Origin of the sequence: Pseudomonas sp. 21615526, assembly GCF_013386245.1 — a bacterium.
Classification (GTDB): Bacteria; Pseudomonadota; Gammaproteobacteria; order Pseudomonadales; family Pseudomonadaceae; genus Aquipseudomonas.
Genome location: NZ_JACAOM010000071.1, coordinates 1 through 15,935 on the forward strand (window position 1 = coordinate 1; position 15,935 = coordinate 15,935).

The 15,935-nt window shown below is 62.3% G+C and carries 11 protein-coding genes; 5 read left to right on the forward strand and 6 right to left on the reverse strand.

The genetic code is table 11. From position 1 onward, the window contains the following. Positions 1-254 precede the first annotated feature (254 nt). Both HX786_RS20410 and HX786_RS20415 read left to right on the forward strand, forming a co-directional pair. Complete coding sequence (locus HX786_RS20410) at positions 255-965, forward strand: response regulator transcription factor (RefSeq protein ID WP_003217086.1); 711 nt, start codon at positions 255-257, stop codon at positions 963-965. Continuing rightward, complete coding sequence (locus tag HX786_RS20415; RefSeq protein WP_008433761.1) at positions 962-2,428, forward strand: HAMP domain-containing sensor histidine kinase; 1,467 nt, start codon at positions 962-964, stop codon at positions 2,426-2,428. Before HX786_RS20410 ends, HX786_RS20415 begins: the two co-directional genes overlap by 4 nt. Here the strand turns inward: HX786_RS20415 and HX786_RS20420 are convergent. Together HX786_RS20420 and HX786_RS20425 are read right to left on the reverse strand one after the other, a co-directional pair. Then, complete coding sequence (locus HX786_RS20420; protein ID WP_178912525.1) at positions 2,391-3,332, reverse strand: alpha/beta fold hydrolase; 942 nt, start codon at positions 3,330-3,332, stop codon at positions 2,391-2,393. The genes HX786_RS20415 and HX786_RS20420 overlap by 38 nt on opposite strands. Beyond that, on the reverse strand, positions 3,289-4,251 hold the full coding sequence (locus tag HX786_RS20425; protein WP_087694404.1) for an AraC family transcriptional regulator: 963 nt from the start codon (positions 4,249-4,251) through the stop codon (positions 3,289-3,291). The genes HX786_RS20420 and HX786_RS20425 overlap by 44 nt, the downstream gene beginning before the upstream one ends. A 97-nt stretch (positions 4,252-4,348) precedes the next feature. Between HX786_RS20425 and HX786_RS20430 the strand changes: the two genes are divergently transcribed. Both HX786_RS20430 and HX786_RS20435 read left to right on the forward strand, forming a co-directional pair. Then, positions 4,349-5,308, forward strand: a complete 960-nt coding sequence (locus HX786_RS20430) for an oxidoreductase (protein WP_178912526.1) — start codon at positions 4,349-4,351, stop codon at positions 5,306-5,308. Positions 5,309-5,366: 58 nt separating this feature from the next. Next, a complete protein-coding gene (locus HX786_RS20435; protein ID WP_177040570.1) occupies positions 5,367-6,575 on the forward strand; it encodes a serine hydrolase in 1,209 nt (402 codons plus the stop codon). Here the strand turns inward: HX786_RS20435 and HX786_RS20440 are convergent. Together HX786_RS20440 and HX786_RS20445 are read right to left on the reverse strand one after the other, a co-directional pair. Further along, positions 6,535-8,823 carry an ATP-dependent DNA helicase gene (locus HX786_RS20440; RefSeq protein WP_178912527.1) on the reverse strand — a complete coding sequence of 763 codons (2,289 nt, stop codon included), beginning with the start codon at positions 8,821-8,823 and terminating at the stop codon, positions 6,535-6,537. The two genes, HX786_RS20435 and HX786_RS20440, sit on opposite strands and share 41 nt — an antisense overlap. Then, positions 8,820-10,469 (reverse strand): VRR-NUC domain-containing protein, encoded by a 1,650-nt coding sequence (locus HX786_RS20445; RefSeq protein ID WP_178912528.1) that lies wholly within the window; start codon positions 10,467-10,469, stop codon positions 8,820-8,822. Before HX786_RS20445 ends, HX786_RS20440 begins: the two co-directional genes overlap by 4 nt. Before the next feature lie 188 nt (positions 10,470-10,657). On the opposite strand from HX786_RS20445, the gene HX786_RS20450 reads away from it, so the two are divergent. Next, entirely contained in the window at positions 10,658-10,882 is a 225-nt protein-coding gene (locus HX786_RS20450; RefSeq protein WP_003217100.1) for a YgdI/YgdR family lipoprotein, read from the forward strand. A gap of 205 nt (positions 10,883-11,087) precedes the next feature. Here HX786_RS20450 and HX786_RS20455 read toward each other — a convergent pair whose 3' ends face one another. After that, positions 11,088-12,518 carry a lipase gene (locus HX786_RS20455; RefSeq protein ID WP_178912529.1) on the reverse strand — a complete coding sequence of 477 codons (1,431 nt, stop codon included), beginning with the start codon at positions 12,516-12,518 and terminating at the stop codon, positions 11,088-11,090. Between the two features lie 179 nt (positions 12,519-12,697). Next, positions 12,698-15,808 (reverse strand): autotransporter serine protease, encoded by a 3,111-nt coding sequence (locus tag HX786_RS20460; protein WP_178912530.1) that lies wholly within the window; start codon positions 15,806-15,808, stop codon positions 12,698-12,700. Positions 15,809-15,935 lie beyond the last annotated feature (127 nt).

The window sequence follows — 15,935 nt, forward strand, 5'->3', positions numbered from 1 at the left end:
TGATAAACAAACTGTGGCGAGGGACCTTGCTCCCGCGGGAGTGCGCAGCGCTCCCGGCTTTTTGGGGGCCGCTGCGCGACCCAGCGGGAGCAAGCTCCCTCGCCACAATGAGGGGGGCGTACTTTTGCCGTTGCGATGAGTAAGGTTAGGCCCGGGGTGGTCGCGGAATCCTCACGCAGAGTTAAACAATTCGTGATAACTACACTGTTGCAAAAGCCGCACAATGCGCGAATCAAGAAGACAGGTTTTTATCAATGGATCAGCCCAAACGTGTCCTGGTGGTCGAGGACGATGCCCATATTGCCGATTTGATCTGCCTGCACCTGCGGGACGAGCAGTTCGAGGTGGTTCACAGTGCCGATGGTGACGAAGGCCTGCGCCTGCTGGAGCAAGGCGGCTGGGATGCGTTGATCCTTGACCTGATGCTGCCCGGCGTCGACGGCCTGGAGATCTGCCGGCGGGCCCGGGCGATGACGCGCTACACGCCGATCATTATCACCAGTGCCCGCTCCAGCGAGTTGCATCGCATCCTCGGCCTGGAACTGGGGGCGGATGACTACCTGGCCAAGCCGTTTTCCATGCCGGAGCTGGTGGCGCGGGTCAAGGCGCTGCTGCGCCGGGTCGACGCCATGGCGCGCAACTTGAAGATGGACGCCGGCAGCCTCGACCTCGGCCAGTTGTTCATCAACCCGCTGACCCGTGACGCCACCCTGCAAGGCCAGCGGCTGGACCTCACGCCCCGGGAATTCGACCTGCTGTACTTTTTCGCCCGCCAACCGGGCAAGGTATTCTCGCGCATGGACCTGCTCAACGCCGTGTGGGGCTACAGCCACGAAGGTTACGAACACACCGTCAATACCCATATCAACCGCCTGCGGGCCAAGGTCGAGGCCGATCCGGCCAACCCGGCGCGCATCCTCACGGTGTGGGGCCGTGGCTACAAGTTTGCCGAGCAATCGGCATGAGGCTGACCCTTACCCAGCGCCTGTCCCTGGTGTTCGCGCTGTTGCTGCTGATTTGCAGCGGCACGTCGGCCTGGCTGCAAGTGCGCTCCAACCACATGCATGAACTGGAAGTGGTGCAAGGCCTGTCCCGCGACCTCGCCGCGCACATCGCCCGGGATACGCAGTTGATGGACGCCGACGGTCTCAAGCCGGACGCGGTGCGCAACCTGTTCAGCCAGTTGATGCTGGTAAACCCGAGTGTCGAGGTGTACCTGCTGGACATTAACGGGCGCGTGGTCGGCAACGCTGCGCCCAGCGGCCACCTGCGCCGCGACCAGGTCAACCTGGAACCGGTGCGCCGTTTCCTCAGCGGCGCGATGCTGCCGATCCTCGGCGACGATCCGCGCAGCGTCGACGGCCTCAAGGTGTTCAGCGCCGCGCCACTGCGGGTCAACGGCCAGCAGGCCGGCTACCTGTATGTGGTGCTGCTGGGCGAAGCCCATGATGTGTTCGACGCCCGGGATGCCACCGGCATGGCACTGAACATTGCCCTGTGGTCCATCGCCCTGGTGGCATTGTTGTGCTTGCTCGCGGGTTTGACCGCGTTCGCCTGGATCACCCGGCCCTTGCGGCAACTGACCGAGAAGGTCGGCCAGTTCGACATCAACGGCGCACCGAAAGTCCCGCAGGCCGTGGCGCCCGAGGTTGCCAGCCAGGATGAAATCGCCGTGCTCGACCACGCCTTCGTGCAGATGGAGAACCGCCTGGGTGAACAGTGGCGCGCTATCACCCATCAAGAGCAGGAGCGCCGGGAGATGGTCGCGAATATTTCCCATGACCTGCGCACACCGCTGGCCTCCTTGCATGGCTACCTGGAAACCCTGTCCCTGAAAGACGCCAGCCTGACCCCGCAGGAACGCCGGCGTTACCTGGGCATCGCCCTCGACCAGAGCCGCAAGGTCGGCGGGCTGGCCCAGTCGCTGCTGGAACTGGTACGCCTGGAACACGGGTTTGTGCAGCCGGTCATCGAAGGCTTTTCAATACCCGACCTGGTGCAGGACATTTTCCAGAAGTTCGAACTGACCGCGGAAGCCCGGGCGATCACCCTCACCGCCAGCCTGCCGCCGGTGGTGCCAACCGTATTGGCCGACCTGGGCCTGATCGAACGGGTACTCACCAACCTGCTGGATAACGCCCTGCGCCATACCCCGCCCAATGGCGAAGTTGAAGTGACCCTGGCCCCCAAGTCCGGTTTTGTTGAAGTCACGGTGAGCGACAGCGGCCCCGGGATTTCGGCGGATCTGCGCGAAGGTCTGTTCCTGCGCGCCTTCACCATTGGCGGGGCTCGACGCGATGGCGGCCTGGGCTTGCGCATCGTGCACCGGATCCTGCAACTGCACGGTCAGGAAATCCGCCTGATCGATGTGCCAGGACGCGGCGCGACGTTCACGTTCGCCTTAGAAACCCGAGCAGCAGTTCGTTGACCTTGGGCCCCTGCTCGTTCTGAATCCAGTGGCCGCAGTTGGCCAGGACGCTTTGTTGCAGGTTCGGCACGACGTCGGGCATGCGCTTGAGGGTGTGGGCTTCGAACACGCCGACCGGGTCGCGGTCACCGATCAGGAACAGCGTCGGTTGAAGCACCTGCCTGCCGGCGAGGAACTCGGTGCGCTGCCAGTTGCGTTCGAAGTTGCGGTACCAGTTCAACGGGCCGCCAAAGCCGTCATTGGCGAAGGTCTGAACATACACGTCGAGGTCCTGCTGGCTGCACCAGGCCGGGAGCGTACCGGGCAGCGGCACACCTTCCAGCAGCTTCGCGCTGGCGGGTTTCTTCTGCAGGAAAACGTCCTGGTCCTGCATGAACAGCCGTAATGTCCGCTCGATATCGGCATCCAGTTCCTTTTCAGCCACGCCCGGGGCCTGGAAGTACAGGATGTAATTGAAGCGATCGGCGTACAGCTCGCGCATGATCTCGATCACCGGCCTGCGGGAGCGTCCGGCGAACGGTACCGACATCGTCACCAACTGGCTGACGCGCTCTGGCTCGAGCAACGCCAGGTGCCAGGCCACCACGGCGCCCCAGTCATGGCCAATCATGACGACCCGGCGATGCCCGAACAGGTCCATGGCGCCCTGGATATCGGCGCACAGGGTCAGCAGGTCATAGTCGGCCACTTCCGGCGGCGCGCTGGATTGTCCATAGCCGCGCATTTCCGGGACAAACACCCGATAACCCTGGGCCACCAGCGCCGGAATCTGCTCGCGCCAGGAGTGCCAGCACTCGGGAAACCCATGCAGCAACCACACCGGCGGGCCGCTCTCGGGGCCGGCGATGTGCACGTTCAACTCAATGCCGTTGACCTTGACCTTCTGCTGCTGGGTTTCGCTCATCACTGGGTTCCTTGTGTGGGGTTCGCTCGCGGTATTCCCGGGGAGAACAAGCCATCACGCGCTTGAAAGCATTGCTGAAAGCGCTGTCTGACTGATAACCCAGGGACTGGCCGATCGTGGACACGCTGTTGTCGCTGGCTTTCAAGGCCTGTACCGCCAGGTGCATACGCCAGCGGGTCAGGTATTCCTGCGGTGCCAGCCCTACCCGTTGCTTGAAGTGCAAGGCGAAGGTGGAGCGGGATTGACTCGCCACGCCGGCCATTTCACTCAATGTCCAGCGCCGGGCGGGTGCTGCGTGAATTTCCCGCAGCACCGGGGCCAGCCTTGGATCCGTCAAGGCTCCCAGCCAGCCGCTGGTATGGGTGCCCATGGAAGATTGATAGAGCCGCAGGATTTGCACCAGCATCATTTGCGCCAAATGCTCGGTCATCAGCGCCGCGCCTTGTAACGGGCTGGCGTATTCCCGGGCCAGGCGATCTAGGCACCAACGCAACACGGCGGCCTGTTCGGAGTTGGCACTCACGCGCAACACCGGCGGCAGGCTATCCAGCAACAGTCGGGCGTCGTCCCCGTAGATAAATCGTCCGCCGATCAAGAACAGATCCACCGTGGCACCCACCGTGGCGATGCCTCCCACCGCATCGGCATACACCTCACGTGCATCGAGTCCTTCAGGGCACAGATTGCTGGACAGCCTCCACGGGCGTGCCTGGGTCAACAGGAAACAATCTCCCTCATACAAGCGTATCGGTACTGCCAGCCCTTCCACTTCCAGCCAGCAACTACCCTCCACCACCGCGTTGAACTTGATGCCATCCGGCGCCGCAAAGTCAATGGCCCAGTTGCCCCCAGCCTTCAAGCCGGCGAAGGTCGAGCGATGGCTTTTTAACAGTGCCAGCACATCGGAAAGGGTATCCATAAAAGCTCCGGACGATCGCGACAGAAACACGGACTCTAGGGCATTCCGCGTCCGGGCTCCAGCGAGAGACTCTAGGCCTCCCATAAGGAAATCTTTCATGGCTGACAAACAAACCCCAATTGGCAGCGGCTTCGATGCCGGCACTACCGCCCGGCAAGCCTTGGCGGGCAGCGATTTGCGAGGCAAGACGGTGATTGTCACCGGTGGCTACTCCGGCATTGGCCTGGAAACGGTTCGCGTGTTGGTCGACGCGGGTGCGCAGGTGATCGTTCCCGCGCGGGATCCTGAAAAGGCCGAGCGCAACCTCTCGGGCATCATCGGTGTTGAACACGCCAGCCTGGATTTACTCGACCCGATTTCCATCGACCGTTTTGCCGAAAACTTCCTCGCCAGCGACCGGGCATTGAACCTTCTGATCAATAGCGCCGGAATCATGGCCACACCACTGCAACGGGATACGCGAGGTTTCGAAGCGCAGTTCGCCACCAACCACCTGGGCCACTTCCAGCTAACCGCGCGGTTGTGGCCGGCGCTGCGTGAGGCTAATGGCGCACGAGTGGTTTCGGTATCATCCCTCGGCCATCGTCTCAGCCCTGTGCATTTCGATGACCCGCAATTTGAACACCGCCCCTATGACAAGTGGCTCGCCTACGGCCAATCAAAAACCGCCAACGCACTGTTCGCGGTAGCACTGGACCGACGAGGTAAAGCGGAGGGTGTGCGCGCATTTTCCGTGCACCCGGGGGAAATCCTCACCGACTTGATCCGTTATCTGGACAAGGACGACCTGGCATTCGTCGGCGCACTGGATGAGCACGGCAATATCCGCCGCGCCAGTCACTACAAGAGCCCCGAGCAAGGCGCCGCGACCTCGGTGTGGTGCGCTGTCAGCCCGCAACTGGAGGGCATGGGCGGACTCTACTGCGAAGATTGCGATGTGGCCGCTTCGTCGCAGGATGACACCAGCCGTAACGGCGTATGGCCCTGGGCTGTCGACCCGGAGCAGGCCGAACGCTTATGGGCAGTGAGTCAGCAGTTGTGCAATGTCACGTTGTAGTCCGGGACCCCAGCGTTCATATTTGGCAGTCATGCACTGCCAATGAGCGACCTGAACCATGCAGCCTCCTGCCAGATACCTCGTGCCCCTTGCCGCCTCCCTTTGCGCCACCCTCGCCTGCGCCGACAGCCACGACCCACTGCTCGCAAAGCGCGTGGATGCGGTGGTCGACAGCGCCATTGCCGACAATCGCCTGGTGGGCACCGTGGTGCTGGTGCTGCGGGACGGGCAGCTGGTTTATCACCGTGCTGCCGGCTTGGCGGACCGCGAAGACGGGCGCCCGATGACAGAGGACACGATCTTTCGCCTGGCATCGGTGACCAAACCGCTGGTATCCGCCGCCGCGATGCACCTGGTGGAACAAGGTCGCTTGGGCCTGGACGATCCGGTCAGCCGCTGGCTGCCCGACTTCAATCCCAAGCTGGCGGATGGCACCATCCCGGTGATCACCGTCAGCCAGTTGCTTAACCACACAGCCGGCCTGAGCTATGGATTTCTGGAAAGCCCGCACGGACCCTACCGCACCGCCGGGGTTTCCGATGGTTTGGGCGAGCCGGAAATCAGCTTTGCCGAGAACCTGAAGCGCATCGCCAGCGTGCCCTTGAGTTACCCGCCGGGTACCCGCTGGCAGTATTCGATGGCCACCGATGTGCTGGGTGCGGTGCTGGAAAAGGCGTCCGGCCAGAGCCTGCCGGCATTGCTCCGCGACTCGGTGACCGAACCACTGGGGCTAAGCGATACCGGGTTTTCCGTGACGGATATAAAACGCCTGTCCGCCGCCTATCAGGATGGCTCGCCACAGCCGTTGCGCATGGTCGACAAGGCCACGATCACCTCGGGCAACAGCACCGCGCTGTTTGATGTGCGGCGGATTCTCGATCCCCAGTCCTACCCTTCCGGCGGCGCAGGCATGGCCGGGACGGCAGGTGATATTGCGCGGTTCCTGGAAACCATTCGCCGGGGCGGCGCTCCGATCCTGTCGGCACACAGCGTGCAGTTGATGGTCACCGATTCGGTCGGCGCCAAGGCGCAAACCCAGGACCCGGGCTGGGGGTTCGGTTATGGCTGGGCGGTGCTGGATGACCCGGCGTTGACAGGCACACCGCAATCCCGGGGCACCTTTGAATGGGGCGGCGCCTACGGTCACAGCTGGTTTGTCGACCCGCAGCAGAAGCTTACGGTGGTGGCACTGACCAATACGGCTTACGAAGGCATGTCCGGCCAGTTCACCCACCAGTTGCGGGATGCGGTGTATCCGCCGCAGTGATCGACCACCAGCGCGGCAATAGCTGCCGCACCCGCGCTTCGCCAAACCGGTCATCAATCAGCATTACCACCCCTCGGTCCTGCTGGCTGCGGATCACCCGGCCCGCGGCTTGCACCACCTTCTGGATGCCCGGATAAAGGTAGGTGTAGTCATAACCGGCGCCGAAAATCGCGCCCATCCGCAGCTTGAGCTGCTCGTTCACCGGGTTGAGTTGCGCCAGACCCAGGGTGGCGATAAACGCGCCGATCAGCCGGGTGCCCGGCAGGTCGATGCCTTCGCCGAATGCGCCGCCAAGCACGGCAAACCCGATGCCCTGACTGTGCTGGGTGAACTGGTCGAGAAATGCCTGGCGTTCAGCCTCGGCCATGCCCCGTGACTGCTGCCACAGCGGGATGCGCGGGTGCCGTTCGGCGAGCAATTGCGCCACTTGCTGCAGATAATCAAAACTGCTGAAAAACGCCAGGTAGTTGCCCGGCGCCTGGGCAAACTGCGCTGCAATCAGCTCGACGATGGGCTCCAGGGACGCCTGGCGATGCACAAACCGGGTGGAGATCCGGTCGACGATATGCACCCGCAGCTGCTCGGCCTTGAACGGTGATTCCACATCCACCCAGGCCGTGTCGGGCGGCATTCCCAGCAAGTCCGCGTAGTAGTGCCGTGGGCTCAGGGTTGCGGAAAACAGCACGCTGCTGCGGGCCGCCGTCAGCCGGGGCCGAATGAATTCGGCGGGCACCACGTTGCGAAGGCACAGGTTTGATGAACTGCGCTTGCCGCTGAGTTCGCGTTTGCTGATGTCGAAAATGAAGTGTTCGTTGAACAGCTCGGCGACCTTGGCAAACTGCAACGCCTCGAAGTAGAAGGCTTGCAGTTCGCCATTGAGTGCTTCGGGATAGTCGTTGAAATATTCACCCATGGCGCTGGTGCACAGACTCAGCGCCTGCAGCAGTTTGTCGGGTTTCTGGGCGTAGGCCTGATAAGGCGCCACTTGCTCCTTGTGCAGGGCATTCCACTCACGGTTCAGGCGCTGGAGCGGCTTTTTCAGCGGCTCGGGTGCGATCTCGCGCAGGGTCTTGAGCGTGTACTGGTCGAGGGCCGCGCTGTACATCGAGCGGCCACGCTCCACCAGGTTGTGGGCTTCGTCCACCAGCACCGCGACGCGCCACTGGTTGAGCTGGGCCAGGCCGAACAGCATGGCGCCGAAGTCGAAGTAATAGTTGTAGTCGGCGACCACCACGTCGGCCCAGCGTGCCATTTCCTGGCTCAGGTAATAGGGGCAGACGTCATGGGCCAAGGCGACTTCCCGCAGGTTGCGCTGGTCCAGCAGGCGCACGCGGGAAGCAGCTTCGCGGGCCGCCGGCAAGCGGTCATAAAAACCCTTCGCCAGTGGGCAGGAGTCGCCATGGCAGGCTTTGTCCAGGTGTTCGCAGGCCTTGTCCCGCGCCACCAGCTCCAGCACCCGCAATGGCAGATCGGGGCTGCTGTCATACAGCACTTGCGCCGCATCCAGCGCGAGTTTGCGGCCCGGGGTCTTGGCGGTCAGGAAGAACACCTTGTCCAGCTGTTGCGGCGCCATGGCCTTGAGCATCGGGAAAATCGTGCCGACGGTCTTGCCAATTCCGGTAGGCGCCTGGGCCATCAGGCAGCGGCCGGTGCTGACCGCCTTGTAGACCGTTTCCGCCAGGGCGCGCTGGCCCGGGCGAAACGCCGCATGGGGAAAGCCCAGGGCAACCGCTGCGGCATTGCGGGCTTCGCGCTGGTGCATTTCCTGTTCGGCCCAGCCGAGGAACAGGGCGCATTGCTGCACGAAGAATGCCTGCAGGTCATCAGCCTGAAACCGTTGGCTGAGCAGCGTCTCGTGCTCGCCAATAATGTCGAAGTACACCAGCGCCAGGACAATCTCCGACAACCCGAGCTTCTGGCACATCAACCAGCCGTAGACCTTGACCTGGGCCCAGTGCAGTTGCCGGTGGTTGGCCGGTTGTTTGTCCAGGTCGCCGCGATAGGTTTTCACCTCTTCCAGCTGGTTGCGGTCCGGGTCGTAGCCATCCGCCCTGCCCCGGACTTTCAACTGCTGGTATTCGCCCTCCAGCGCGACTTCATTCTGGTAATGGGCGCTGCGCCGCGAGGCCACGGTGCGGTGGCCGACAATCCCTTCCTGGGCACTGGGAGACGGGGTAAAACGCAGGTCGAGGTCGCCGACCTTGGCGGTGAATTCACATAATGCACGCACCGCAACGCTGTAGCTCAAGCGGCCTGCCCCGCCCAGCGCACATAACACACAGTGACGGGCATCTGGTGTTCGCCGCAGAACTCCAGCCAGCGCAACTGGTTGTCCTGCAGGCGATCACCGGGGCCTTTGACTTCGATCATGCGGTAGGTTTTTTCTTCGGGCCAGAACTGGATCAGGTCGGGCATGCCGGCGCGGTTGGCGCGGATATCCAGCAGCAGGCGTTCGAACCAGTGGCGCAGGTGCGCCGCTGGCAGGCAGTCGAGGGCCTGATCGAGCAGTTCTTCGCTGAGCACGTTCCAGAACACGAAGGGTGACTGGATGCCCCATTTGTCTACATAACGCTGGCGAATGGTGTGCTTGTAGCGCCCATCGTCCAGTTGGCCCAGGCACTCGGCGAACAGCTCGGCGCGCCGCAGATGAAAATCCTCGCTGTGCAGATCTACCGGCCCGCGCTGGAACGGGTGGAAAAACGACCCCGGCAACGGCGCGAAAATCGCCGGCCAGCACAGCAGGCCAAACAGCGAATTGATCAGGCTGTTCTCGACGTAATGCACAGGTGCACCATGGTCGCTGAGGTGCGCCTGTACGCAATACTCCACCGACATCATCGGTTCCGGAGCCGGCAGTTCGAGGTCCAGGCGCACGATCTCGCGGGGTTTTGCCTTGGGCAGCGCCGGCTCGCCGAGCTTGCGTCGCAGCCTGGGTATCACGCGCAGCAAGTGCTGCTGTTCGGCAGCGCTTTCCGGGGCCTGTTGCGCCTCCCGGGCCAGCCCCATCGCCTGGGCAAAATCCTCCTGGCGCTCCAGCACCCGGATCAGCCGCGCCCGTGCGCCGGGATAGGTGCAGCCCCGGTAGATAGCTTCCGCCAGGGCCAACTCGGCGCTGCGCTCACAATACTGGCCCACCTGGAACAACAGCTTGGCCCGACGTTTCTCCAGCCAGGGGTTGTCGGTGTGCAAGGTAGCGATTTGTTCCAGCACGCCATCGAGTGCCTCGCCCGCTTCAAAGGCCTGCTGGCACTGATGCAGGAACAGGAAGCCGTGCACATCGTCACGGCTGCGCAAACCGCGGGATTCGGCGCAGAATTCGACTTTCTCGTAGGTAAAGATGCCCAGGTCCGCCAGCACAAATTCCGACCAGTCCTGATAGAGATTACCGAAGAACATCAGGCGCAGGCGGTCGCACAGTTCCATCACGGTGAGGCTGTAAAGCCGATCGGCCAGGTCCGGGCACCAGTGCTGGAAGTGACGCAGTTCACAAAACTGCGTTGACAGCGTTTCCAGCCAGTCCGCCTTCCTGGCCTTGGGTTGCTCGATCCAGGGTTTGAACGCCGCCAGGATTTCCGCTTTCTGCAACAGGCCGAACAGCTCGCCGAACGACAACAGGCATTGGTCCGTCACCCAACCCTGTTCCAGCAAAGGCACGACCGCCTCGTGCACCGCGCCGATCTCGACATAGTTGAGCTTGCCCGCCCGGAAATGCGCGCCCTTGCGCATCACCATGCGTACCAGTAACGCCTGGGATGCCTGCGGCAAGCTGTCAAATTGCTGAATGAAATGCTCTTCGTCCGGGGCCAGCAAATCGGCATAACGCTGCCCCAGCCAGGCGAGCACTTGGCGGAAGTTATGCAGGTAATAGAGCGGATCTTCTAGGGGATTGGACATTTCAGGCACTGGATCAAACACTGTTTATGCATACAGAGTGCCGTCCCTGACCGACTGTTGCAATCAGTAATAGATCAAAGGCACACGCAACTTTTTGCGTAATAATGATCAGATGGCTGTCAGCCACATTAAATGAGTCTCCCCCGACCGCTCAGGTGCGGGGTTTTCGAAGGATCAGGGTAAGGGTTATGAGCATGAAGAATTTGGGTCTGGCGGTGGGTATGTTGACGTTGCTGGTATTGGCCGGTTGCTCCACGCAGACGGTGGTGACGTTGCAGAACGGCACGCAATACCTGACCAAGGACGTGCCCAACGCGAAAACGGCCGATGGCTTCTACGAATTCACCGATATCGCCGGCAAGCATATTCGCGTCAAGGCCGATGACGTCGCGACCGTGATGAAGGAGAAATAAAAAGTGGGAGCCCGTCGGCTCCCACTTTTCTTTGCCATGATCGTTTCTTTGCAATGATCGTTCCCACGTTCTACGTGGGAATGCATCCCGTGACGCTCCGCGTCACCACTGCGCAAGACATGAACCGTGGGTTGGCCGTTGGACGCAGAGCGTCCGGGGCGGCGTTCCCACGCAGAGCGTGGGAACGATCAATCCGTGGCGCTACTTAGCCGATGGAAACCCCATCGCCCCAAACCCCGGCGAGCCCAACGCCAACCAGCGTCACCGAGTCAGCGCCAAAGCTCAGCACGGTATCGCCACCCACCACCTTGGCGTGGTCACGCCAGTCCGCACTGCCCTCCACGTCCCGGAACACCAGCTTGTCGGTCGGCTGATAACCAATCACCCGGTCCTGCCCAAACTGCCCGCCGAACAGAAAGGTGTTATGCCCGCTGTTGTCGCGGATCGTGTCATTGCCCTTGCCGCCCTCGATGAAATCCACACCCTTGCCACCCTGGATCAAGTCATCGCCATCACTGCCGATGATGAACGTGTTGCCCTTGTGCGGCTCGGCATTGCGGTTGAGGTCCTGCACCCAGGTATTGGCCCGGGCCGGGTCCGACAGGTTGGCCACGATAATCGTCGAGTCCCGGCTGGTCAGGTCGTAGAACTGCGAGTCCAGGACCCGCGTCATGCCATCCCCATACCCGGTGGGCAAATGAGAAAGCCAGGTGGGAACATTGACGATGGAAAACGGCAGGACATTCCACAGCGTCGACGCGTAGTGATCGTTGAAGCTGACGATATTGTCCGTGGTCGACTCATGGGGCTTGTCGTGCACGCCCAGTGACGAGAAGTTGAACGACGAGCCGTCCAGCGCGCGAAACACCGGGTCGTTTTCATAACCGATGTTCAGCACCTTGTCGCCGGTACTCTGGGTTGGCGAGGCATAAGCCACATAGTTGGAGTCCTTGTAGAACCCCGACCATTTATTGCCGCTCAGGTCGGCCATGCTGTTGACCGCCAGGCCACCCAGGCTATGACCGCTGACCACCACGTCCTTGCCCGTCAGGCCATGGCTGCCGGCATACGCCGCGACATCCTTGAGCAAGGTGCCAAAGGCTTCGCCGGCGTAGTTTTTCGCGTAGTCCTTGGGCCCCAGCGCCGCCAGCAGGTCACTGACCAGATCGCCGATGGAGTCGCTGATCAAGGTTTCCCGAGGCCCCGAAGTCCCGCGAAAACCAATGCCGATTTCCAGCAGCTTGCCGTCGCCATCGTACTTGCCCAGCACTTCCACCTGCGCTGTGGTGTAGCCGGGCTTTTCACCGAAGAACGTGCCCCGGGCGTCCACCTTGCCGCCGTAGCCCAGGGTACTGGCGCTGATGGGCGTCCAGCCGGCCTTGTTGACCGCCTCAAGGGCGGCTTTTTCCGAGTCGGGGTTCCAGGGAATCCCCGGAATAACCCCCTGTGAATCGGTGCTGCCCAGCAGCGCGCCCACCAGAGTGGCGGGCAGCCCCAGGCCAAAACCGTTGTGCTGGTAACCCACGGCAAAGCCGTTGTCCAGATTGTGATAGGAGTACAGCGTGATCGCCATGGCATCGGCGAACAACGCTTTGGAGCCCTCGGTGCCGAGGTTCTTATAGTCGAAAACACCCATGGTATTGCCTCTCTTTTGTTGGAATTGTCGAGAAAGCCGAATCTGCACAAATGGACGATTGGAACCGGATCAATGTGGGAGCGGGCTTGCTCGCGAAGGCGGTGGATCAGTCAACCCATCCACCGACTGGTACACCGCTTTCGCGAGCAAGCCCGCTCCCACATTTCCAACTGCGGTGTTTAGAAAGCCCAGTCCAGGCTCAAACCCACCCCGTGGACTTTCTCCTTGCTGGCCAGCAGGCCGTTGTAATCCAGATTCACCTTCGCCTCCTTGCTCAACGCCAGGCTGACCCGCGCCCCCACCAATGCCGCATCACGCACCATCGACGAACTCTCCACAGTGAACGAAGGGCCGCCCGAGGCAAACGCCAGGTGCCGCTCGGAATCGACGCTGCTCAGGTTGTGCTGCCAACCCAGGGTGCCGGAAAGCTCCAGTTGCTGATGGTCATTGATATTCAAGGTTTTCAGCGCTCGAGCACCCAGGGTACTCAACACCACATCGCGGCTGTCTTCCCGGCCCTTCAAGGCCGCCGCATCACCCTTCTCGGTAAACCCATCGGCATCCAGATGCACGTACGCCAGGTTGGCGAACGGTTCCAGGGCCAGGGGTTGCAGGTTCAGGCGATACGCCGCCTCGGTAAACACCTGGGTACTGCGGGCATCCACCTTGGCTTTCTGCTTGCCGGCGACTTCACCGTATTGCAGCTCGCGCTTCACATCGGCGCGGTGCCAGCTGTAGGTCGCACCACCGCTCAAGCGCAAGGCACCGATTTCATGCCCGGCATACGCACCCAGGTGATAGCTGTCCACCGATGCCCGGGAATGGGTGTCGCTGCCCATGTTCAGCGATGTATCGCTGTACCCCGCCACCAGGCCTACACGGGTGTCTTCATCCAGCGCGCCGTCCACACCCGCCAGCATGCCGCCGATGGAGGTGGTGTAGCCCGCCGTATCGCTGCCGCTGTTGGTCTTGCCCCAGGCGCCCAACGCCTTGACCCAGACGTTGCCACGGCTGTCGACGGTCTGGCTCGATGCGCCCATTGCCCCTTGCTGCAAACGCTCGCCCACGGCTTCGCGCAGGTAGCGGTTGTCATTCACCAACGCGGTTTCCAGCGCCGGGTAGATCTCCCCGGACAGCTGCTGGAATGCACCCTGGGCCGAGGCCGCATTCGGCGCCAGCAACAGGCTTTCGTACACGGCGTTGCCCGCGCCCAACTGCTCGGCAGCAGCGGCCACCGAACGTTGGTTCGGGGTGGCGGCCACACTGGCAAAGGTGTTGGCATTGTGCCCCACATCCAGCTGCACGCCGTTGGCGGCGTAGTTCAGGGTGCCGCCGATAAACAGATAGTTGGGCAGCACCGAACCGAAGCTGCCGGTAATCCCGCCTGCAGCCTGGAGGATGTTGTACTGGCGACCGATCAGGCTTTCGGCCTGGGTCTGGGTCAGCAGCGTCGGGCTGTTTTCCAGGGCCAGGGTCACCGTGCCGCCGCTGAGGGTGGCCTTGCCACCGGCGACGATGCGATCACTGTTGGTGGCCGACAACTCCACCGCATAGGTAGAGCCCGCCGCGAAGTTCACATCCCCGGCCACGTTCAGGGTGCCGATGGAGTTGCCCGGCGCCACGGTACCGCCGCTGTTCGCTGTCAGCGAACCAATGCGCCCGGAACCGCCCACTACGCCGCTGCTGCTGACGGTAACGTCGGAGGTGATCGAGCCATTGATCGCCAGCAACCCTTGGTTGACCAGGGTCGGGCCGCTGTAGGTGTTGGTGCCGGTCAGTACCAGCGCGCCAATGCCCTGCTTGGTCAGGCCGCCATGCCCGGAGATATCGTTGCTCCACACATCCAGCCCGCAATGCACATCGGTGCACGTGCGCTGGGTCGGTTTGCCGGCATCCACCACGGCGCCAATCCCTGGCAGGTCTGCGACAAACTGGCCGGAGCCGTAGGCGCCGTCGATACGAAACTCCGCCGGAATATCCTCAGCTGTCACAAACATCCCAGGGCCGTTGATGGCCTTGCCCAGGTTGATCATGCCCCAGCCGTACAGCGAGTCGATGCCCGGTGCGCCGAGGTCGGTCGCGGTGGTTTTCAGCAGCGTGGAGATCTGGTCGCCGCTCATGTACGGGAAGCGCTCCATCAACACCGCTGCACTGCCGGCCACATGCGGCGCGGCCATGGAGGTGCCGTTGAAATTGGCGTAGTCGGTGGTCAGGTTTTCCAGGGAGGTGCCGTTGATCACCGAGCTGTAGATCTTGGTGCCGGGCGCCGCGACGCAGAAGCTGGCGGCATACCCGCAGCGCGAGGAAAAGGTACTGATCACGTAAGGATCGGAACTGGCGGTGTCGGGATTCTGTTGCAAGGCCGCCACCGACAGCCAGTTGGGTGCAATCTCCGGCACGAAGTACGCCAGGCCCGAGATCGCATCCGGGTTGTTGCGGTTGTAGTCGTTGCCGGCGGCAAAGATCGTCAGCACGCCGCTGCGGGCCGCATCAATGGCGCCCTGATAAGCGCCACCTGCGATCGTCCCAAGGATCGGCCGAATGTTATTGAACTGCGCCTGGGCTTCATTGACCGTGAAGTTGGGGAATGCCGGATCTCGGCCGCCCTTGGCGTACTGGTCACCGATGCCGATGCCCCAGCTGTTGTTGATAATGCGTGCGCCGCTGGCCACCAGCGCGTCCCAACCGGCTTTGTAGACCGCACCGTCGTTGCCCAGGATGATCCCGTCTTCGGGGCCCGGGTCACCATTTTCGGCGCTGATGATCTGCGCATCGAACGCCACGCCGTGCATTGGCCCGCCGTCGCGGTTACCCGCGGCGATCCCGCCTACGTGCGTGCCGTGATTGCCGAGCTTGCCGTTGGAACCCAGGGAAGGCGTGCCGTCGTAGCGAAACGCATCCCCGGCCTTCACCGGGATGTACGGGTCGGTGTATTGGCGAATGCCTTCGGTCACGAGCGTGACCACTTTGCCGGGGCTGGCGAATTCCGGATGCTGGGCATACACCGGCTGGTCGAAGATCCCCAGCTTCACGCCCTTGCCGGTGTAGCCGGCGGCGTAGGCGGCGTCTGCATGCACGGCGCCCAGGCCCCAGTCGGCCTTGAATTCATTACTGCGCCAACTGGCAGCATCTCCCAGTTTTCCGGTTTCCACGTAGGGTGCGGCCTGGGCGGTACCCAGGCTGGCCAGGCAACACAGCAACGCGCCGTATGGCACGCAGCTCAGGGCCTTGAGCGGGTAGCCCGGGCCTGTTGGGATGGCGGATTGAAACCCTCGTTTTGTTTTTTTCACGGTGACCTTCCTTAGTTTTTATTGCACTTGTATAAATCACGTTTCTCCCAAGCGTCGCCGACCCCATGTGGGAGCGGGCTTGCTCGCGAATGCGGTGGCTCAGTTACAGGTGCGTCGACTGCCACAC